Source organism: Pseudovibrio ascidiaceicola, assembly GCF_900114245.1.
Lineage (GTDB): Bacteria > Pseudomonadota > Alphaproteobacteria > Rhizobiales > Stappiaceae > Pseudovibrio > Pseudovibrio ascidiaceicola.
On the sequence record NZ_FOSK01000003.1, the window covers coordinates 175,397 to 192,319 of the forward strand.

The following is a 16,923-nucleotide window of genomic DNA, read 5'->3' on the forward strand; positions in this document are numbered from 1 at the left end:
TGGACGCATACTGTCATCAACCGTATCAAGAAAGCAAGTGATGAAAGCTCAAGACGCGTGGTCAGCACCTAAACCTACCGCCCTCCTCGTTCTCGCAGATGGTACAGTCATTGAAGGCCGAGGCGTTGGAGCTCTTGGAAAAGCGTCCGGCGAAGTCTGCTTCAATACGGCAATGACCGGGTATGAAGAGATTCTCACAGACCCTTCCTATGCAGGACAGATCATCACCTTCACATTTCCTCATGTTGGTAACGTGGGCTCGAATGAAGATGATGTTGAGACTGTAGATATGGAAGGCACTTCTGGCGTACGTGGCGCGATTCTGCGCACCGACATCACCACTCCTTCCAACTATCGCTCTGGCAACCACTTCGACGCATGGCTCAAGGCACGAGGCATTGTTGGACTGACCGGCGTAGACACCCGCGCATTAACAGCTCTCATTCGCGAAAAAGGCATGCAGAACGCCGTTATCGCTCATAACGCTGATGGTGAGTTTGATGTGGAAGCCCTGAAAGCAGAAGCAGCCAGCCTCCCGGATCTGGAAGGCATGGACCTTGCAAAAGGCGTAAGCACTCAGAAAACCTACGACTGGAACGAAACCACCTGGGACTGGGATGACGGGTTTGGCGCCCAGACCAAACCAAGCCATCATGTGGTTGCTCTGGACTTTGGCGTGAAGCGTAACATCCTCCGCCTTCTGGCAGATGCTGGATGCCGCGTGACTGTTGTGCCTGCAACCACCTCTGCTGAAGACGTCCTCGCTCTTAAGCCGGATGGAGTATTCCTGTCCAACGGCCCCGGCGATCCAGCTGCAACTGGTGAATATGCGGTTCCAACCATCCGCAGCCTCGTGAAGTCAGGTCTGCCAGTCTTCGGAATCTGTCTGGGTCACCAGATGCTCGCGCTTGCACTTGGTGGCACCACCACGAAGATGCATCAAGGCCATCACGGTGCAAACCACCCGGTTCACGATTACACCACCAACAAGGTTGAAATCACCAGCATGAACCACGGCTTTGCTGTGAGTGCTGGCAGCCTGCCGGACAACGTGGAAGAAACACACGTTTCCCTGTTTGATGGTACCAACTGCGGTCTGCGTGTAAAAGATGCACCTGTCTTCTCAGTACAGCACCATCCGGAAGCGTCTCCAGGCCCACAAGACAGCCACTACCTGTTCTCTCGCTTCATTGAGTTGATTGAGAACCACAAGACACCTGCAGCCGCTTAGAACGCGACGTACTCTAAGCAAAACGGCACAGCAGAATGAATAAAAGCGGGGTCTAGTACCCCGCTTTTCTTTTGCCTGACTACGAGCAGAACATGACCGGAGACACCGCTTCAGCAACGTCAGGACAACAAAAAACCCGGCACCAAGGGAGCCGGGTTCCGTAACTCTTACAGAAGCAATTAAGCCGCTTCTGTTTCCAGCATGCTGCTCAGTGCATGAGACACACCGCGAACTTCTGCAATCTGTTCCTGAAGCGCTTGCTCCTGCTCATGAAGCAGCTGCTCTTGCGCACCACAAATTTCCTGAAGTTCTTTAAGTTGCTCAGGACGAGGGCTGGAACCCTCAACGAGCTTGATAATACGACGAACTTCTGCCAGCGTCAGACCGATCTTCTTGGCCTGCAAAATGACCCGCATACGGCTCACATCGCGACCTCTGTAGAAGCGGCGTGCTCCACGACGTACTGGGTTAAGAAGTCCCTTCTCCTCATAGAATCGAAGTGTACGCAGAGTGACGCTAAACAACTCTGACATTTCAGAGATTGCGAGCAGTTGACCGTCCCCATCGTCCTCACGAATAGGTCCAGCGATATCCGCAGCGACATCTAGCTTACTAGGAATACTGTTCATTTCCATTTGCCCGGTGGTTTGTATGTTAAACCTTAGAAGAGTTACAAAAGCTCATCATTTCAGCTCCCCACCCGGTGCCTCCATGAATTCCCCTAATAACTTTTGTACTCCCCCACTTCTGTACTAGCTTATGCAGTAGCATTTGATACCCACTCACACTGCGGAAGCTTTTCGATGTTCATTTGAACAATCTTCAATGCATCCCCAGTGAGGAATGAGTACCCCCACTTTCAAAGTCCTCAATGAAATCTATGATAATTCATATTGGACAATTGATAATCTACACAAGGAAACTGATAAAATATAGCCCGACATCGTATTTTTTACTTCGTAAATGCAACGTATACACTAGGACATCCGAGAATTAACATCATAAGTAGTTATACTAGATAAGTATTATAAAAAAATAGCGGCACCTACTTTTGCAGCTCCGCTGATTTATTCTACATTTTCCGCCAAATCTCCAAAGATGTTCCTGCGTTATCTGAGCTAATATACTATAGAAGCGTCAATTACATATTGTCTATAATATGTGAACATGACGAAGAGATAGCGAGAGTGAGCAATATAACTTCTAACTACTCTCCTTCTTTAGATCTGCTCTGACTTTATTCTTTCTCAGTAAAACGAAAATTGGCTGACCAAATGATCACTCTGCACATTTTTTAAACAGGATGTTCATTTTTCGCGCTGCAAAACTTTGAACTGCCGTCGCGTACAGAGGGGATAATGTGGAATCTGTCACATTAAAAGGCAAGATGCCCCAAAGATTCACTAGATCAAAAGTGCCAGATTGTGCGCATCGCACAATTTTGGCCACCCAATTTCATTAATTGAAACATCTTCAGCATGTGCAAGCCAGAAGAAAGACACCGCATTCAGCAGGTAAACTCAATTTACCATCAAACACGTACTTGCGCTTAGCCCTTCAACAGGCCATTGACGATCCGTCTGATTTGAAATCTGAAAGTCGCATGACGATGAACATCCATCTTTTTGCCCTTCAGATTAGCCCGATACAGGATGAGTTCGTTTAACATGATTATCTCCTTGATGAGCCGCGTGAATGGAAAGCCACCTCAGTTCTATGCAAAGAAATCACACAGGCTTACGGGAGTTTTCCTGAAACGCCACAATTATAAGCGCACTAATTGCGCCTCATCAAGATAAATGACGCAATTTTTGCGCTTTTTACATTCTGTTATATGCAATAGTACGAATGCAGATTATTATGCATCAGTCTGTACAATGAATTTTCAGTCTGGGAATCATTAGGTTAGTATCATGAAACCATCTCAGTTTCGGGCTTGGCGCAAGTCGATGGGCTATAAGCAAAAAGAGGCAGCGGAACGCCTCGGCTTAAAAAAACGAATGATTCAGTATTACGAAAACGGCAATCGTGACGGTAAACCGGTAGAAATTCCGAAGTCTGTCCGGCTGGCCTGCTATGCCTTAAGCACTGGTATTGCTGACTTTGATGGTGAGAAAACCACAGAGAACTCGACTTTAGCTGAATAAACTCCCCTTAAGTCTTGAGAAAAAAAACCGGATTATTTCGGAAATAGGCGTTCGTCGGGGTTTATCATTACGCGAATATTTCTTATAACGCGCGCTCAGCCGACATACTCCTAAAGAGGGCACCACCAGAGCACCAATCGGGTGCACTGGTGCTTAAACGCGAGCATATGTGAGTCACCATGCCTAAACGCAATGACATCCAATCTATCATGATCATCGGGGCTGGCCCCATCGTGATTGGTCAAGCCTGTGAGTTCGATTATTCTGGAACTCAGGCTTGTAAGGCACTGCGAGATGAGGGCTACCGAATTATCTTGGTGAACTCAAATCCGGCGACCATCATGACAGATCCGGATCTGGCTGACGCGACCTACATCGAGCCAATCACTACGGACGCCGTTGAAAAGATCATCGCCAAGGAAAAGCCGGACGCGCTCCTGCCAACCATGGGCGGACAGACCGCACTCAACTGTGCGCTGGAACTGGACCGCAAAGGCGTGCTGAAAAAACACGGTGTCGAGATGATCGGTGCGAAAGCCGACGTTATCGACAAGGCTGAAGACCGTGAGAAATTCCGCGCGGCCATGGACAAGATCGGGCTGGAAAATCCACGCGCCGCAATCGCATCCTCTCCGCCAATCCTTGATGATGAAGGCAACATCACTGGGTATGATCGCGGTTCAGGCTATGCTGAAGCCATGCGCCAGATCGACAGCATCGGTCTGCCAGCCATCATTCGCCCAGCCTTTACCCTTGGCGGAACAGGCGGCGGCGTAGCGTATAACCGTGAAGAGTACGAACAGATTGTTCGCTCCGGTATCGATGCGTCTCCAAACGGTCAGGTGCTCATCGACGAAAGCTTGCTCGGCTGGAAAGAATACGAGATGGAAGTGGTTCGCGATACAGCGGACAACTGCATCATCATCTGCTCCATTGAAAACATCGACCCGATGGGCGTCCACACGGGCGACTCCATTACGGTTGCCCCTGCCCTGACCCTCACCGACAAAGAATACCAGATCATGCGGAACGCCTCGATTGCGGTTCTGCGTGAGATCGGCGTTGAAACAGGCGGATCAAACGTTCAGTTCGCGGTCAACCCGGCAGATGGCCGTCTCGTTGTGATCGAGATGAACCCACGTGTGTCCCGCTCTTCCGCACTGGCATCTAAAGCAACAGGCTTCCCGATTGCGAAGATCGCGGCAAAGCTCGCTGTTGGCTACACCCTTGATGAGTTGGAAAACGACATCACCGGTGGTGCAACACCAGCATCGTTTGAGCCAACAATCGACTACGTCGTCACCAAGATCCCACGTTTTGCGTTTGAAAAGTTCCCGGGCTCCGAGCCAACCCTGACAACAGCTATGAAGTCAGTTGGCGAAGTGATGGCCATTGGACGGACCTTCAAGGAAAGCCTCCAGAAAGCTCTGCGTGGTCTTGAAACAGGCCTGACAGGCCTCGACCCAATCGAAGTCGAAGGTCTTGGCCAAGGCGAAGACTACACCGCGATCCGCAAAGCCCTGGCTGTCCCAACACCAGATCGCCTGCTCAACGTAGCGCAGGCTATGCGTCTGGGCACTTCTGCAAAAGAAATCCACGACATCTGTAAGATTGATCCGTGGTTCCTGGAGCAGATGCAGGAAATCGTGGACATGGAAGCAAAGATCACCGAGCACGGTCTGCCAGACAACGCAACCGCCATGCGCATGGTCAAAGCCATGGGCTTCTCAGACAGCCGTCTTGCGGTTCTCAGCCAAACGACTGCTGACAAAGTTGCTGCTCTACGAGCTGAGCTCGACGTGAAGCCAGTTTACAAGCGCATTGATACCTGCGCCGCAGAGTTCGCGTCCCCAACGCCTTACATGTACTCCACCTACGAGACACCAACGCCGGGTCTGCCGTCTTGCGAAGCAAACCCGAGCGAGAAGCAAAAGGTTGTCATTCTGGGTGGTGGTCCAAACCGCATCGGTCAGGGCATCGAGTTCGATTATTGTTGCTGTCATGCCGCGTTTGCGTTGAAAGATGCTGGCTTCGAGGCCATCATGATCAACTGTAACCCGGAAACAGTCTCAACAGACTACGACACCTCAGATCGCCTCTACTTCGAATCTCTCACCTCAGAAGACGTGCTGGAAATCCTCCGCCTTGAAAACTCCAAGGGCACACTGAAGGGTGTTATCGTTCAGTTCGGCGGTCAGACACCTTTGAAACTGGCACAGGCACTCGTAGAAGCTGGCATCCCAATCCTCGGCACATCTCCAGACATGATCGACCTTGCTGAAGATCGTGACCGGTTCCAGCGTCTGCTGCACAGAATTGACCTGAAACAGCCAGAAAACGGCATCGCCTATTCTGTTGAACAGGGCCGCCTCATTGCCAACCAGCTTGGCCTGCCGCTCGTTGTCCGCCCATCCTACGTACTGGGCGGCCGTGCAATGCAGATCATTCGCGACGAGGAAGCACTCAACAACTACCTGCTCGGCACACTGCCAGAGCTGGTTCCACATGATGTGCGCGCCAAATACCCGAACGATAAAACCGGCCAGATCAACACCCTGCTCGGCACCAACCCGCTTCTGTTCGACCGCTATCTCGACGGCGCGATAGAAGTGGATGTGGACGCTCTGTGTGATGGTGAAGACGTCTTCATCTGTGGCATTATGGAACACATCGAAGAAGCCGGCATCCATTCCGGCGACAGCGCATGTTCTTTGCCAGCCTACACGCTGGATGATGAAACACTTGCCAGACTGGAAGAGCAAGGCCGGAAACTCGCTCTGGAGCTCAACGTTGTTGGCCTCATGAACGTGCAGTTCGCAATCAAGGACGGAGAGATCTACGTCCTAGAAGTGAACCCACGTGCATCAAGAACAGTGCCGTTCGTTGCAAAAACCATTGGCGTACCGATTGCAAAAATCGCAGCCCGCGTCATGGCAGGCGAGAAGCTGTCAAACTTCGATCTCAAGCCGAAAAAGCTTGATCATGTCGCAGTGAAAGAAGCAGTCTTCCCGTTTGCTCGCTTCCCGGGTGTTGATACGGTTCTCGGCCCTGAGATGCGCTCTACTGGTGAAGTCATGGGTCTGGACACCGACTTCTCCTTCGCATTCGCCAAGTCACAGCTCGGCGGAGGCACCGTTATTCCGGAAGGTGGAACAGTCTTCATCTCATTGAAGGATGCAGATAAGCCGAAAATTCTTGAAGCAGCTAAAAAACTTGTAGCATCAGGGTTTTCCATTATATCCACCGAAGGCACGCAAAGATACTTGGAAAACCAAGGCATCCCGTGCGCAAAGGTCAATAAGGTGCTTGAAGGGCGTCCTCATATCGTTGATGCTATCAAGAACGGAGAAGTTCAGCTCGTCTTCAATACAACCGAAGGCGCACAAGCACTCTCCGACAGTCGGTCGCTTCGTCAAGCTGCGCTGATGAATAAGGTTCCTTACTACACAACAGTGGCAGGGGCCGTAGCAGCAGCTCAAGGCATCGAAGCTTTCCGAGCGAAAACGCTTGAAGTAAGGTCCCTACAATCTTACTTCTGCTAAGATAGTTTAACAGGTCCGGGTTGAGGCTTCTCAGCCCGGTCAGTTTTTTAGTGTGATGGGCCACACCACCACAACGTAAGAAAGGTGTACGAGCCATGGAAAAGGTACCTATGACGCCGGAAGGTTATGTGATGCTCACAGAAGAGCTTAAGCATCGCACGACCGGAGAACGCCCGCGCATTATCGCAGCCATTTCCGAAGCACGTGCTCACGGTGATCTTTCAGAGAATGCGGAATACCACGCAGCGAAGGAACAGCAGAGCCTGAACGAAGGCCGGATCAACGAACTGGAAGCCCTTCTGGGACTTGCAGAAGTCATCGATCTGACCAAACTCAGCGGCGATACTGTCAAATTCGGCGCAACCGTATCTCTCATTGACGAAGATACCGAGGAAGAAAAGAAATACATGATCGTTGGTGATGTTGAAGCTGACGTAAAACGTGGACGTATTTCTATCTCCTCTCCAATTGCACGCGCACTGATCGGCAAGTCTGTCGGCGATAGCGTCGAAGTGACTGCACCAGGCGGTGCACGCGGTTACGAGATCGTCGAAGTCGAATTCGGTTAAGCAAATTGTAGAGCTGAATTCAGCGTTTCAAGACTTCTCATGAACTGAGATAATCTTTGCCGAATTTCAGAACCATATGATTTCAAGAAATGAAAGTGCCGCTCTGAGCGGCATTTTTTATGCAACCCACACGAGTTATCCACTAATTACAGAACAAACAATCGGTTCTTCGATAAGTTAACGGATTTACTTTAAAAATCTGAAAAAGCAGCAAAACCCTGCGACAATCTAGCACGTATCCCTGCCTAAAAAGCTCATATCACATCACAATCTGCGCTTACCAACACAATTATAAGTATATATTCGGCATTTTGCATGGATAAATCTACTTACTGTTAACCCTTGTAAATGCAAATGATCTCGACAAATTGACGGGAAATTTGCTGCCATGACCACCAATTCATTTTCAGGTCTGAAAAGCCAGCTCGGTTTTTTCAAAATTGATAGTCAGACCATACAAACACTTTCAGATCTCTGGCCCAGTGTTGAGGGCCACCTAACACAGATTTTGAGTGACTTTTACAACCACGTTCAGCGTGATCCGGAACTGAAGAAAAAGGTATCCGGCAAAGTTGATGGCTTGAAATCAGCTCAAGCAAGCCACTGGAAGATCCTGTTCACCGGCGGTTTTGACTCCACCTACATGGAGCGCGTTGACAAGATTGGCCGCGCCCACGTGTACACTGACCTTGAGCCGGATTGGTATATCGGTGGTTATACGTTTATTCTGGAAGAGCTGACCAAAGTGCTCGCCAGCAAGATGCGCTTTTCGCCAGGGCGCTTGTCACGCAGCCTGATTGCTCTTCAAAAAGCAGTTATGTTCGACATGGGCCAGGCAGTCTCCGCCTACCATCGTCACTACACAGAAGAGCGTGATGAGCGCACACATCAGCTTGAAGATGCCATCAACGCTTTTGAGCGGACAATCACCAAGCGGATAGAGCAGACGGCAGAAGCCGGCAATCGCGTCGAAAACTCTGCACTCACTCTCCGCGAAACATCCGAGCAAAGCAAAATGGCTGCAGAAGCTGCGAGCCAGTCTGCTGACTACACAGCCTCAGATGTCCACTCCGGTGCGGCGGCAGTTGAAGAAATGTCTGCCAACGTCGCCGAAATCGGTTCGCAAGTGACCCGCTCTGCAGAAACAGCACAGACTGTTTCCAAAGATGCAGAACGCACCAACGACACCGTCCTCGGCTTGCAGACAGCAACCAACGAGATTGGCGCAGTGACAGAGCTCATCAGCGCAATTGCGGAACAGACCAACCTTCTGGCCCTCAACGCAACCATTGAGGCAGCCCGTGCAGGTGATGCAGGCCGCGGCTTTGCCGTTGTGGCAAGCGAAGTGAAAGACCTTGCAAGCCAGACAGGTCAGGCAACTGACGAGATCGCCTCCAAGATCAGCGCTATTCAGAGTGAAACCAAGCGCTGCGTGGAAGAGATTTCAGCTATCTCCCAAAAGATTGAGGAGGTCAGTTCAACAGCAACTGCAATTGCTGATGCAGTGGATCAACAGGCCATCGCAACCAACGAAATCTCTTCGAGCATTCAGTCCGCCTCTCAAAATGCGAAGGGCGTGACAAGCGAGCTAAGCAACATCCTTGCAACTGCTGACGAATCCAAGCGTGCTGTTGCCACGGCAACATCCGCCGCGACAGAGCTCAGCCAGCAGAGCGAAGCAATTTCAGAAGAAATCTCTCATTTCTTCTCAAGCATCCGCTGCCTTTGATTGTCGCGGCGACAGCTCAAGCATTCCAGAACGGCCTTCTTCAAGAGGGCCGTTTTTGCATCTGCAATCCAGAATCGCCGCTCACAAAACCAGCTGGCACACGTCCCGAAACACCAAGAAGAAAAACAAAAAAGGGAACGCAATGTCCATCAAGTTCAAACTGGTCGATGAAAGCGGTCTGCCCGGCTCCACGGCACATGTCTGGGTCGCAGGCTGGATCAACGGAGGATCACAGGAACACTTCAAGGTCTTGGAAGGAAGCAATTTCACAAGACCAAGCACGACAAAAGCGCCAACCAGCGTTCCGTTTCAAAAGCTCTCTGATGTGAGCGATGTAGTATTAGAGGACAAAACCAACGGTGATGACCGCTTCCTGTTTGTTGTTTCCAAAGACAAGCCGCAGGACCTCACAATCACGAACAACAACCCAATCCAGTACACCCAGTACCCTTATGCCAATACGCCCGGCGTAGAGGCACCCGGCCCGTTCGACGTCTTTGAGTTTGGTCTGGATGCTCAACTAAATCTCTCCGCTGTGAGCGGCTTTGGCCTCAACCTTCGCTTCGATGTCGAAGGTCCGGATGGCCCACAATATGGCATGCGCAAAGATGTAACACGGTCTCAGATTGCCGAGGCTTTCACAAAGTTCATGAAGAACGAAGCAAAGACAGATCCGGCAGCTGCTCACTTCCTTCCTCTGCTATACTCTACGCCGCTCACAAAAGGCGGGTTCCAGCCACCCATTGTCGACAATCAGTTCTTTGCCATCTGTGATCCCAACGACTGGCTCGCTTCAAAATCCGGCAACTACCAGAAAACGACGGATGATCCCTTGGCAACCTATTGGGATGAAACCCTTGACCGTTTCTTCTCACCGGGAAACGTCTTGAGCATCAATCTCGGTTCAAAAGCGGCTCCTCGTTTGTATGAAGGAAGCTGCACCACTCAGGCTCGCTCTGGTTCAACCAAGCAAACCCAAGGATATACGCTGACAGGCCCAGCTGGCACGTTCCACTTCTACAAACCGGAAAGCGGCCTGCAGAGCAGTCAGTACGTCTTCCAGCAGTCCTTTGGTGTCGACTTAACTCCAGCAGGGGCTGCAGGCGATGCAGGCTTGCTTCAGGATTGCATCTGGGAAGCGCTGTGCCGCGGTGTAGCATTGGACGGCGTATTGACCGCCGAAGCGACAGAAAGCGCGCAGACAGCCTTTAGCACCTCAAAATGGAACGATTGGAGCAAGTGGTATCAGGCAGGGAAGACATGCCACTACTATTCAAAGTTTCTGCACTACAGCGACAGTGATGGAAACGACACACGTCTTTCCGGCAAACCGTCCCTCATGCTCAATCAGGCAGCCTATGGCTTCAGCATGGATGAAAACCCGGTTGGCCCCTATGACGGCCCAGAAGTGCCTTCAAAAACGACCGACAATGTGAAGTCTGGCACAGTCACCATAACCGTTGGCAAGTGGACATAACCCAGTTGCCAGCATGCAAAGCCACGCATAAAAAAAACGGCCTTCCTACGCGAAGGCCGTTTGCAAATTCTCCCAGATCGAAAGCCTAGAAATACTCAGGCTTATCAATCGGCACGTTTGGCTCATCCTTGATACGGCGGATGGTCAGTGCAGTGCGAACATGATCCACATTCTTTGTGGAGGTCACATCGCGAATAATGAAGTTCTGGAAGGTTTCCAGATCTTTAGCCGTGCAGCGCATGATGAAGTCAACTTCACCTGACACCATGTAGCTCTCCCGAACCAACGGCCATTCCTTGACTTGCGCTTCAAATGCGACGAGGTCATTCTCTGTTTGGTTATGCAATCCAACCATGACAAAGGCGGTGACTTCATATCCCAGTTGTTTCTCATCAAGTAGCGTGCGGTAGCCGCGAATGAGTCCTGCTTCTTCCAGGGCTCGAACCCTGCGCAAACATGGGGGCGCAGAAATTCCTACACGACGAGCCAGCTCCACATTGGTAATGCGGCCGTCTCCCTGCAGCTCCTTCAAAATTTGCCAGTCGATCGAATCCAGACGCGCTTTCAAGCTCGTCTCCTTTGCTTGTCCTATTGGATTAACAGTTAACCTGTTTTACAACACTGCCTAAAACACGAAGTTAGGCGAAATGCTAGTTTATTGCTTATTTGCGACAGACTATATCAACAAATAGCATTTTGCAGACACTTCCCGAAAGCTGGGGGAACAAAATGTCGCAAAACCTGTGGGTTTTAACAGATGGCAAGATCGGAGACGTAGCACAATGCATCGGTGTAGCCGACGCGTTGGGACTTCCCTACGAAATTCGATTAGTTGCCCCCCGCAAGCTTTTTACCTACGCAATGCCTTGGGGACCAATCGATCCCAAAGACGCACCACATAAACCAGAAAGCCCGCTTGCACCCCCATATCCCGCGGTCGCGATTGCATCCGGGCGCAGAGCGGTGCCCTACTTACGCGCACTAAAGCGGCTTTCCAAGGGCCAGACCTTTACTGTTTTCCTCAAGGACCCAAAGATCAACAGCAAATTTGCTGATTTTGTCTGGGCGCCGGAACATGACGGAATTTCTGGGAAAAACATAGTAACAACACTTACGTCACCTCACCGTTTCTCAGCGCAAAAGTTACAGGACGCACGCGACAACCCGCTTGAGGCAATCGCAGCGCTGCCAAAGCCAAAAGCAGCTGTCCTGATTGGCGGTAATTCCCAGCATCACACCTTTACGCCCGACAATATCAACACGCTTCTCGCCGCACTTAAGAACCTGTCGCAAACCCATTCGCTCATGATCACCTGCTCCCGCCGCACTCCCAGAGAGCTGGCAACGCAGTTGCATGATCTGGGCAGATCAGAAGGTCATCTCTTCTGGAATGGAGAGGGTGAAAACCCCATCGCCCAGTACCTGGCCAACGCAGAAATCACAGTGGTTACAACAGATTCCACCAATATGGTGGGAGAAGCTGCAGCCACCGGAAAGCCTATCTACGGCTTCCGCCCAACAGGTAGTCACAGAAAGTTTGATAGGTTTTTATCAAGAATGGAGGCTTTGGGAGTACTTCATCCCTTCCCCGGAGACATATTAGCACCTACTTATGAACCGATAGACGCTACACCGGATATTGCAGATGCCATATCCAAAGCGATTGAACAAAAGCAAACGAGCGGATAGAACCCCTCCCTAACACGGCACTGGTACTATCCAAGCGCGCACGAAATTTGAGGTTCTGAGGAAATGACTGTTAAGCACACCAAACTCCTGATCGTAGGCTCCGGCCCTGCTGGCTACACCGCCGCAATCTACGGCGCGCGCGCCATGCTGGAACCGCTTCTGGTCACAGGTGTGCAGACTGGCGGTCAGCTGACCATCACCACCGACGTTGAAAACTACCCAGGCTTTGCAGATCCAATTCAGGGTCCATGGCTCGTGGAAGAAATGCGCAAGCAAGCCGAAAACGTCGGTACCAAGATTGATTACGACACCATCTTGGAAGCTGACCTCTCCAAGCGCCCGTTTGAGCTGAAAGGCGACAGCGGTACCCTCTACACCGCAGACGCGCTCGTCATCGCAACCGGTGCACAGGCAAAATGGCTCGGCCTGCCTTCTGAGGAAAAGTATCAGGCTGGCGGCGTGTCCGCATGTGCAACCTGTGATGGCTTCTTCTACCGTGGCAAGGAAGTTGTTGTGGTTGGTGGCGGCAACACCGCTGTTGAAGAAGCACTCTACCTCGCAAACCTTGCAGATAAAGTTACGCTGGTTCACCGCCGTGATGCCCTGCGTTCTGAAAAAATCCTTCAGGAACGTCTCTTCAAAAACGAGAAGATCAACGTGGTCTGGGACAGTGAAGTGGATGAAATCCTCGGCACCGAAAACCCAGCTGTTGTGACTGGCATCCGCCTGAAGAACCGTAAGACCGGCGAAACCTCAGAAATGTCCACACACGGCGTATTCATCGCCATCGGACACGCTCCAGCGGTTGACCTTGTCAAAGATCAGGTAAAGATGAAGGAATCCGGTTACATTTGGACTGAAGCTGATTCAACTCAGACATCCATTCCGGGTGTGTACGCAGCAGGCGACGTGACTGATGAGCAGTACCGTCAGGCTGTGACCGCTGCAGGAATGGGCTGCATGGCTGCACTGGAAGCAGAACGCTACCTGGCAGCTCTGGAATCTGAAACCGAAGCAGCAGAATAAGACACTGGGAAGATTGGGGGGAAAGCAAATGCCAGGCCGTTCTTTGGATTGGGACAAGCTGCGAATTTTCCATGCAGCAGCACAGGCAGGAAGCTTTACCCACGCAGGCGAAGCTCTCAACATGAGCCAGTCGGCTGTCAGCCGTCAGGTCAGTGCACTTGAGGCAGAGCTTGGTGTCCCCCTCTTCCACCGTCATGCGCGTGGACTGATTCCAACTGAACAAGGCGAGCTTCTTTACAGAACCGCCCGCGAAGTTCTGCTGAAACTGGAAACCGTTCAGTCCCGCCTGACAGACACCAAGGAAAAGCCAAGCGGTACGCTCCGCGTCACCACCACAGTGGGCCTCGGCTCCACTTGGCTCACCGCCCGTGTCAACGAGTTCGTGGATCTTTACCCGGACATGCGTTTGGAGCTCATCTGTATGGATGACGAGCTGGATCTGGGCATGCGCGAGGCAGATGTCGCCATCCGTCTGCGCCAGCCAACACAGCCAGATCTCATTCAACGCAAGCTCTTTACAGTGCACTTCCACGTTTATGCCTCACCAACTTACATTGAGCGCTTTGGCAGCCCGAGCACCATTGATGATCTGGACCATCACCGTCTGATCACCATCGGTGACAACATGGCCTCCTACCTGCGCGCGATGAACTGGCTTGCAACTGCCGGATTGCCAAACGGCGAGCGCCGCGATGTTTCCCTGCGCGTGAACAACCTGTCTGGCATCAAGAAAGCCGTACAGACCGGCGTCGGCATCGCCATCCTGCCGGATTACATGGTTGAACCCGGTGCAGGCATCAAACGCGTTATGTCCGTCACACAGGAAGAGCTGCCAAGCTTTGATACCTACTTCGTGTATCCATCCGAGTTGAAAAACACCGCTCGTGTCACCGCATTCAGAGACTTCCTCGTCTCCTATGCAGAACGCTGGACACACTAAGCCTGCACTCCGGAAAAGACCTGATTTGGCTTGGTTAGCCTGCTCAGGAGTTTCAACCTTAAGTTTTGCACTGCAAAATAAAAAATATCCCGGATCGCTTATGAAGCCTCTCAGACCGCCTGAGAGGCCTTTTTTACGCCCTTCCATCCCGAAATGACAATATCTTACGCAGAGTTAGCTATCTGATAGTTGTCAGATTCTGCAATGAAGTTCCGACCCCTTTGAGCTCCCCTGAAAATGCATAGCTGCAATGCAAAAATTAAGGATTGCTGTTTCGGCGCTGCACTGCATATATACACCTGCTGTTGATCAGTTGTTGTCACACCTCTCCTCCCAGTGACATCAACATCCGATCAACTGTTCCCCTCTGGAAGGTGATTGCACCCATTAGGTGCTTTATCATTCATCACTTCGAAACCGGACCGCATGGTCCGGTTTTTTTTTGCCAAATGCTCGCAAATGCCGAAGATGACCAAGGGTCTCCCTAAGCCTTTTAGCTAGCAAACTTCCTGCAATACCCTGCAGCATACAAAGGCGGATGTTCATCAGACGCGTTAAAGAGCTGTTTTGGAAGATCTTTTGCAAAGTGATAGCAGCAGCCAGCAAGTGCAGTTGAACTGCGTAAAATCGCACTGCTTAAAAACAGACCTAGGGTCGCTTACTTCTTAGGCACACTAAAAAATCAACTATCCCAGATGCACGCAGAGACATGCGGATTCATCAGGCTATTGCGCAGCACCACCCCGGGAAAACCCATCAGATTCAAGGTATTCCCAACTCACATAAACTAGTAGTTTCTGCAACTACCACTCAAATTAACTATATTTTTCCTAGGTAAATCTTCAAACAGTGAAATTTTACCACCCTTAATAAGCGAAATTACAAATCAGCTTGCATCCTTTACTTATCGAATCATACCTATTGGCAAATATCCGAGGTAATGGATGTGAATGACCTGAGAAAAGCATTTTACACTCTGATTGCCTGCGCACTTTTCGCAATCTATGGCGAAATCTCCCACGCCATAAGCGAAGCTGACAGGGCGGAACGGCTCGGCAGTCAAATCACTCTGCACATTCCGGCAGAATAACAGCGGCCCGTTTTGATTCCTCTTTTGACGAGGACAGGCCATTTTTCAGTTATCCACAACAACAGGCAGGTTATCCTTCCAGTTCAATCCTGCCTAATCCTACAGCTCTAAAAACTCATTGAGTGAATAGGCTAATTCGCCAAATCCAGCACCAAAGCTCAACGCGCACAAAAAAAGCCCCGGTGGCTTTGCTGCTCATTCGCAACTAACCACCCAGGCCATTTAAAAGCTTATCAGCAAGCGTTTATCGATAGAGGTTCTGTCCTTCCAGATCCTTATAAAGGTGCGCTACCTGCTCCGCATAGCCATTGTAAAGCTGTGTTGGCACACGCTCATCCGAACCCAGCAAACGCTCAGAAGCCTGCGACCAGCGTGCATGCGGCACTTCTGGATTCACATTGGCCCAAAAACCGTATTCGCTTGGGCCAATCTTCTCCCAGAAGCTCACCGGACGCTGATCAGTAAAGGTGATCTTCACAATGGATTTGATGGACTTGAAGCCGTACTTCCATGGCATCACCAAACGGATCGGTGCACCATACTGCTTCAGCAACGGCTTGCCATAGATGCCTGTTGCAACAAATGCCAGATCGTTCATGGCCTCATCCATAGTCACGCCTTCAACGTATGGCCACGGATACCAGAACTGACGCTGACCACTGGCCACGTCGGAATCTTCAAAGGTCTCAAAGCGGATGTACTTGGCACCGTTCTGCGGGCCAGCATACTTCACCAGCTCGGATAGCGGGAAACCAGTCCACGGCACAGCCATAGCCCACGCTTCAACACAGCGGTGACGGTAAAGACGCTCCTGCAAAGGCATCTTGCGCACCAGATCATCAAAATCGATGGTCTGCGGGTTATCAACCATGCCATCAATGGTGATGGCCCATGGACGGATCTTCAACGCCTGAGCAGCCCCGGAAATGCGCTTATGCGAACCAAACTCGTAGAAGTTATTGTAAACGGATGTCACACTCTCAGGCGTAATTGCGCGTTTAAGAGTGAAATCAGCATTCCGCTTGGCTGGATAGAGATCAAGTGTTGGATCCTTACCATCCTGGGCAAACACATTGCTCACCAAGCCGGTTCCACCAGCAGCCAGACCAAGGCCAACAGCGCCCAAACCCTTCATAAACCTGCGCCGGTTGAAGAACACATCTTCAGGTGTCGCTTCTCTTTCCGGAATAATCCATTCAGGCCTATGAATAATGTTCATGCTGCCATCTCCAAGCAGGTAAGGGTTACGGTAATGTCTACCAATATTCGCCTATGAATTAGCGGCGAAACCCCTTAAACTTCAAGTAAACCCCCCGTGATCCTGTTCGTGATCAAAAAAGGCAGACTCTCTGACTTCCCAGACCAAAGCACCCAACCAGTCTAGATTTCTTCAAATTCAGCGGGTTGATGACACGCTTTCAAACACGCCTCCAACTTATCCTGAAACGCACAGTGCATGTCAGACAGGGCAAAGGAGCGACAC

General features: G+C 50.9%; 13 protein-coding genes. 10 read left to right on the forward strand and 3 right to left on the reverse strand.

Annotated features, from left to right (window positions below):
* The first annotated feature begins 40 nt into the window (after window positions 1-40).
* Complete coding sequence (gene carA / locus BM231_RS07415; protein ID WP_063312530.1) at window positions 41-1,231, forward strand: glutamine-hydrolyzing carbamoyl-phosphate synthase small subunit; 1,191 nt, start codon at window positions 41-43, stop codon at window positions 1,229-1,231.
* Window positions 1,232-1,410: 179 nt separating this feature from the next.
* Here carA and BM231_RS07420 read toward each other — a convergent pair whose 3' ends face one another.
* A complete protein-coding gene (locus BM231_RS07420) occupies window positions 1,411-1,860 on the reverse strand; it encodes a MerR family transcriptional regulator (protein ID WP_208860172.1) in 450 nt (149 codons plus the stop codon).
* A 1,284-nt stretch (window positions 1,861-3,144) separates the two neighbouring features.
* On the opposite strand from BM231_RS07420, the gene BM231_RS07425 reads away from it, so the two are divergent.
* The 5 genes from BM231_RS07425 (at window position 3,145) to BM231_RS07445 (ending at window position 10,695) form a co-directional block, all read left to right on the forward strand.
* The gene (locus BM231_RS07425; protein WP_093518135.1) at window positions 3,145-3,378 is read left to right on the forward strand and encodes a helix-turn-helix domain-containing protein; all 234 of its coding nucleotides are present in this window, start codon (window positions 3,145-3,147) and stop codon (window positions 3,376-3,378) included.
* A 179-nt stretch (window positions 3,379-3,557) separates the two neighbouring features.
* Window positions 3,558-6,920, forward strand: coding sequence for a carbamoyl-phosphate synthase large subunit (gene carB, locus BM231_RS07430; RefSeq protein ID WP_093518137.1), 3,363 nt, complete (start codon window positions 3,558-3,560; stop codon window positions 6,918-6,920).
* Between the two features lie 95 nt (window positions 6,921-7,015).
* Window positions 7,016-7,489, forward strand: coding sequence for a transcription elongation factor GreA (gene greA / locus BM231_RS07435; RefSeq protein ID WP_093518139.1), 474 nt, complete (start codon window positions 7,016-7,018; stop codon window positions 7,487-7,489).
* Between the two features lie 388 nt (window positions 7,490-7,877).
* On the forward strand, window positions 7,878-9,218 hold the full coding sequence (locus BM231_RS07440; protein ID WP_063312532.1) for a globin-coupled sensor protein: 1,341 nt from the start codon (window positions 7,878-7,880) through the stop codon (window positions 9,216-9,218).
* Between the two features lie 142 nt (window positions 9,219-9,360).
* The gene (locus BM231_RS07445) at window positions 9,361-10,695 is read left to right on the forward strand and encodes a glycoside hydrolase 64/thaumatin family protein (RefSeq protein ID WP_139226341.1); all 1,335 of its coding nucleotides are present in this window, start codon (window positions 9,361-9,363) and stop codon (window positions 10,693-10,695) included.
* 85 nt (window positions 10,696-10,780) lie between these two features.
* Here BM231_RS07445 and BM231_RS07450 read toward each other — a convergent pair whose 3' ends face one another.
* A complete protein-coding gene (locus BM231_RS07450) occupies window positions 10,781-11,263 on the reverse strand; it encodes an Lrp/AsnC family transcriptional regulator (RefSeq protein ID WP_008547806.1) in 483 nt (160 codons plus the stop codon).
* A gap of 161 nt (window positions 11,264-11,424) precedes the next feature.
* On the opposite strand from BM231_RS07450, the gene BM231_RS07455 reads away from it, so the two are divergent.
* The 4 genes from BM231_RS07455 (at window position 11,425) to BM231_RS27055 (ending at window position 15,440) form a co-directional block, all read left to right on the forward strand.
* Window positions 11,425-12,384 (forward strand): mitochondrial fission ELM1 family protein, encoded by a 960-nt coding sequence (locus tag BM231_RS07455; RefSeq protein ID WP_093518143.1) that lies wholly within the window; start codon window positions 11,425-11,427, stop codon window positions 12,382-12,384.
* A gap of 63 nt (window positions 12,385-12,447) precedes the next feature.
* The gene (gene trxB / locus BM231_RS07460; protein ID WP_063301252.1) at window positions 12,448-13,410 is read left to right on the forward strand and encodes a thioredoxin-disulfide reductase; all 963 of its coding nucleotides are present in this window, start codon (window positions 12,448-12,450) and stop codon (window positions 13,408-13,410) included.
* Between the two features lie 28 nt (window positions 13,411-13,438).
* A complete protein-coding gene (locus tag BM231_RS07465) occupies window positions 13,439-14,350 on the forward strand; it encodes a LysR family transcriptional regulator (RefSeq protein WP_057461129.1) in 912 nt (303 codons plus the stop codon).
* Between the two features lie 946 nt (window positions 14,351-15,296).
* The gene (locus BM231_RS27055; protein ID WP_167550275.1) at window positions 15,297-15,440 is read left to right on the forward strand and encodes a hypothetical protein; all 144 of its coding nucleotides are present in this window, start codon (window positions 15,297-15,299) and stop codon (window positions 15,438-15,440) included.
* Window positions 15,441-15,684: 244 nt separating this feature from the next.
* Here BM231_RS27055 and msrP read toward each other — a convergent pair whose 3' ends face one another.
* Window positions 15,685-16,659 carry a protein-methionine-sulfoxide reductase catalytic subunit MsrP gene (msrP, locus tag BM231_RS07470; protein ID WP_093518145.1) on the reverse strand — a complete coding sequence of 325 codons (975 nt, stop codon included), beginning with the start codon at window positions 16,657-16,659 and terminating at the stop codon, window positions 15,685-15,687.
* Between the last annotated feature and the right edge of the window lie 264 nt (window positions 16,660-16,923).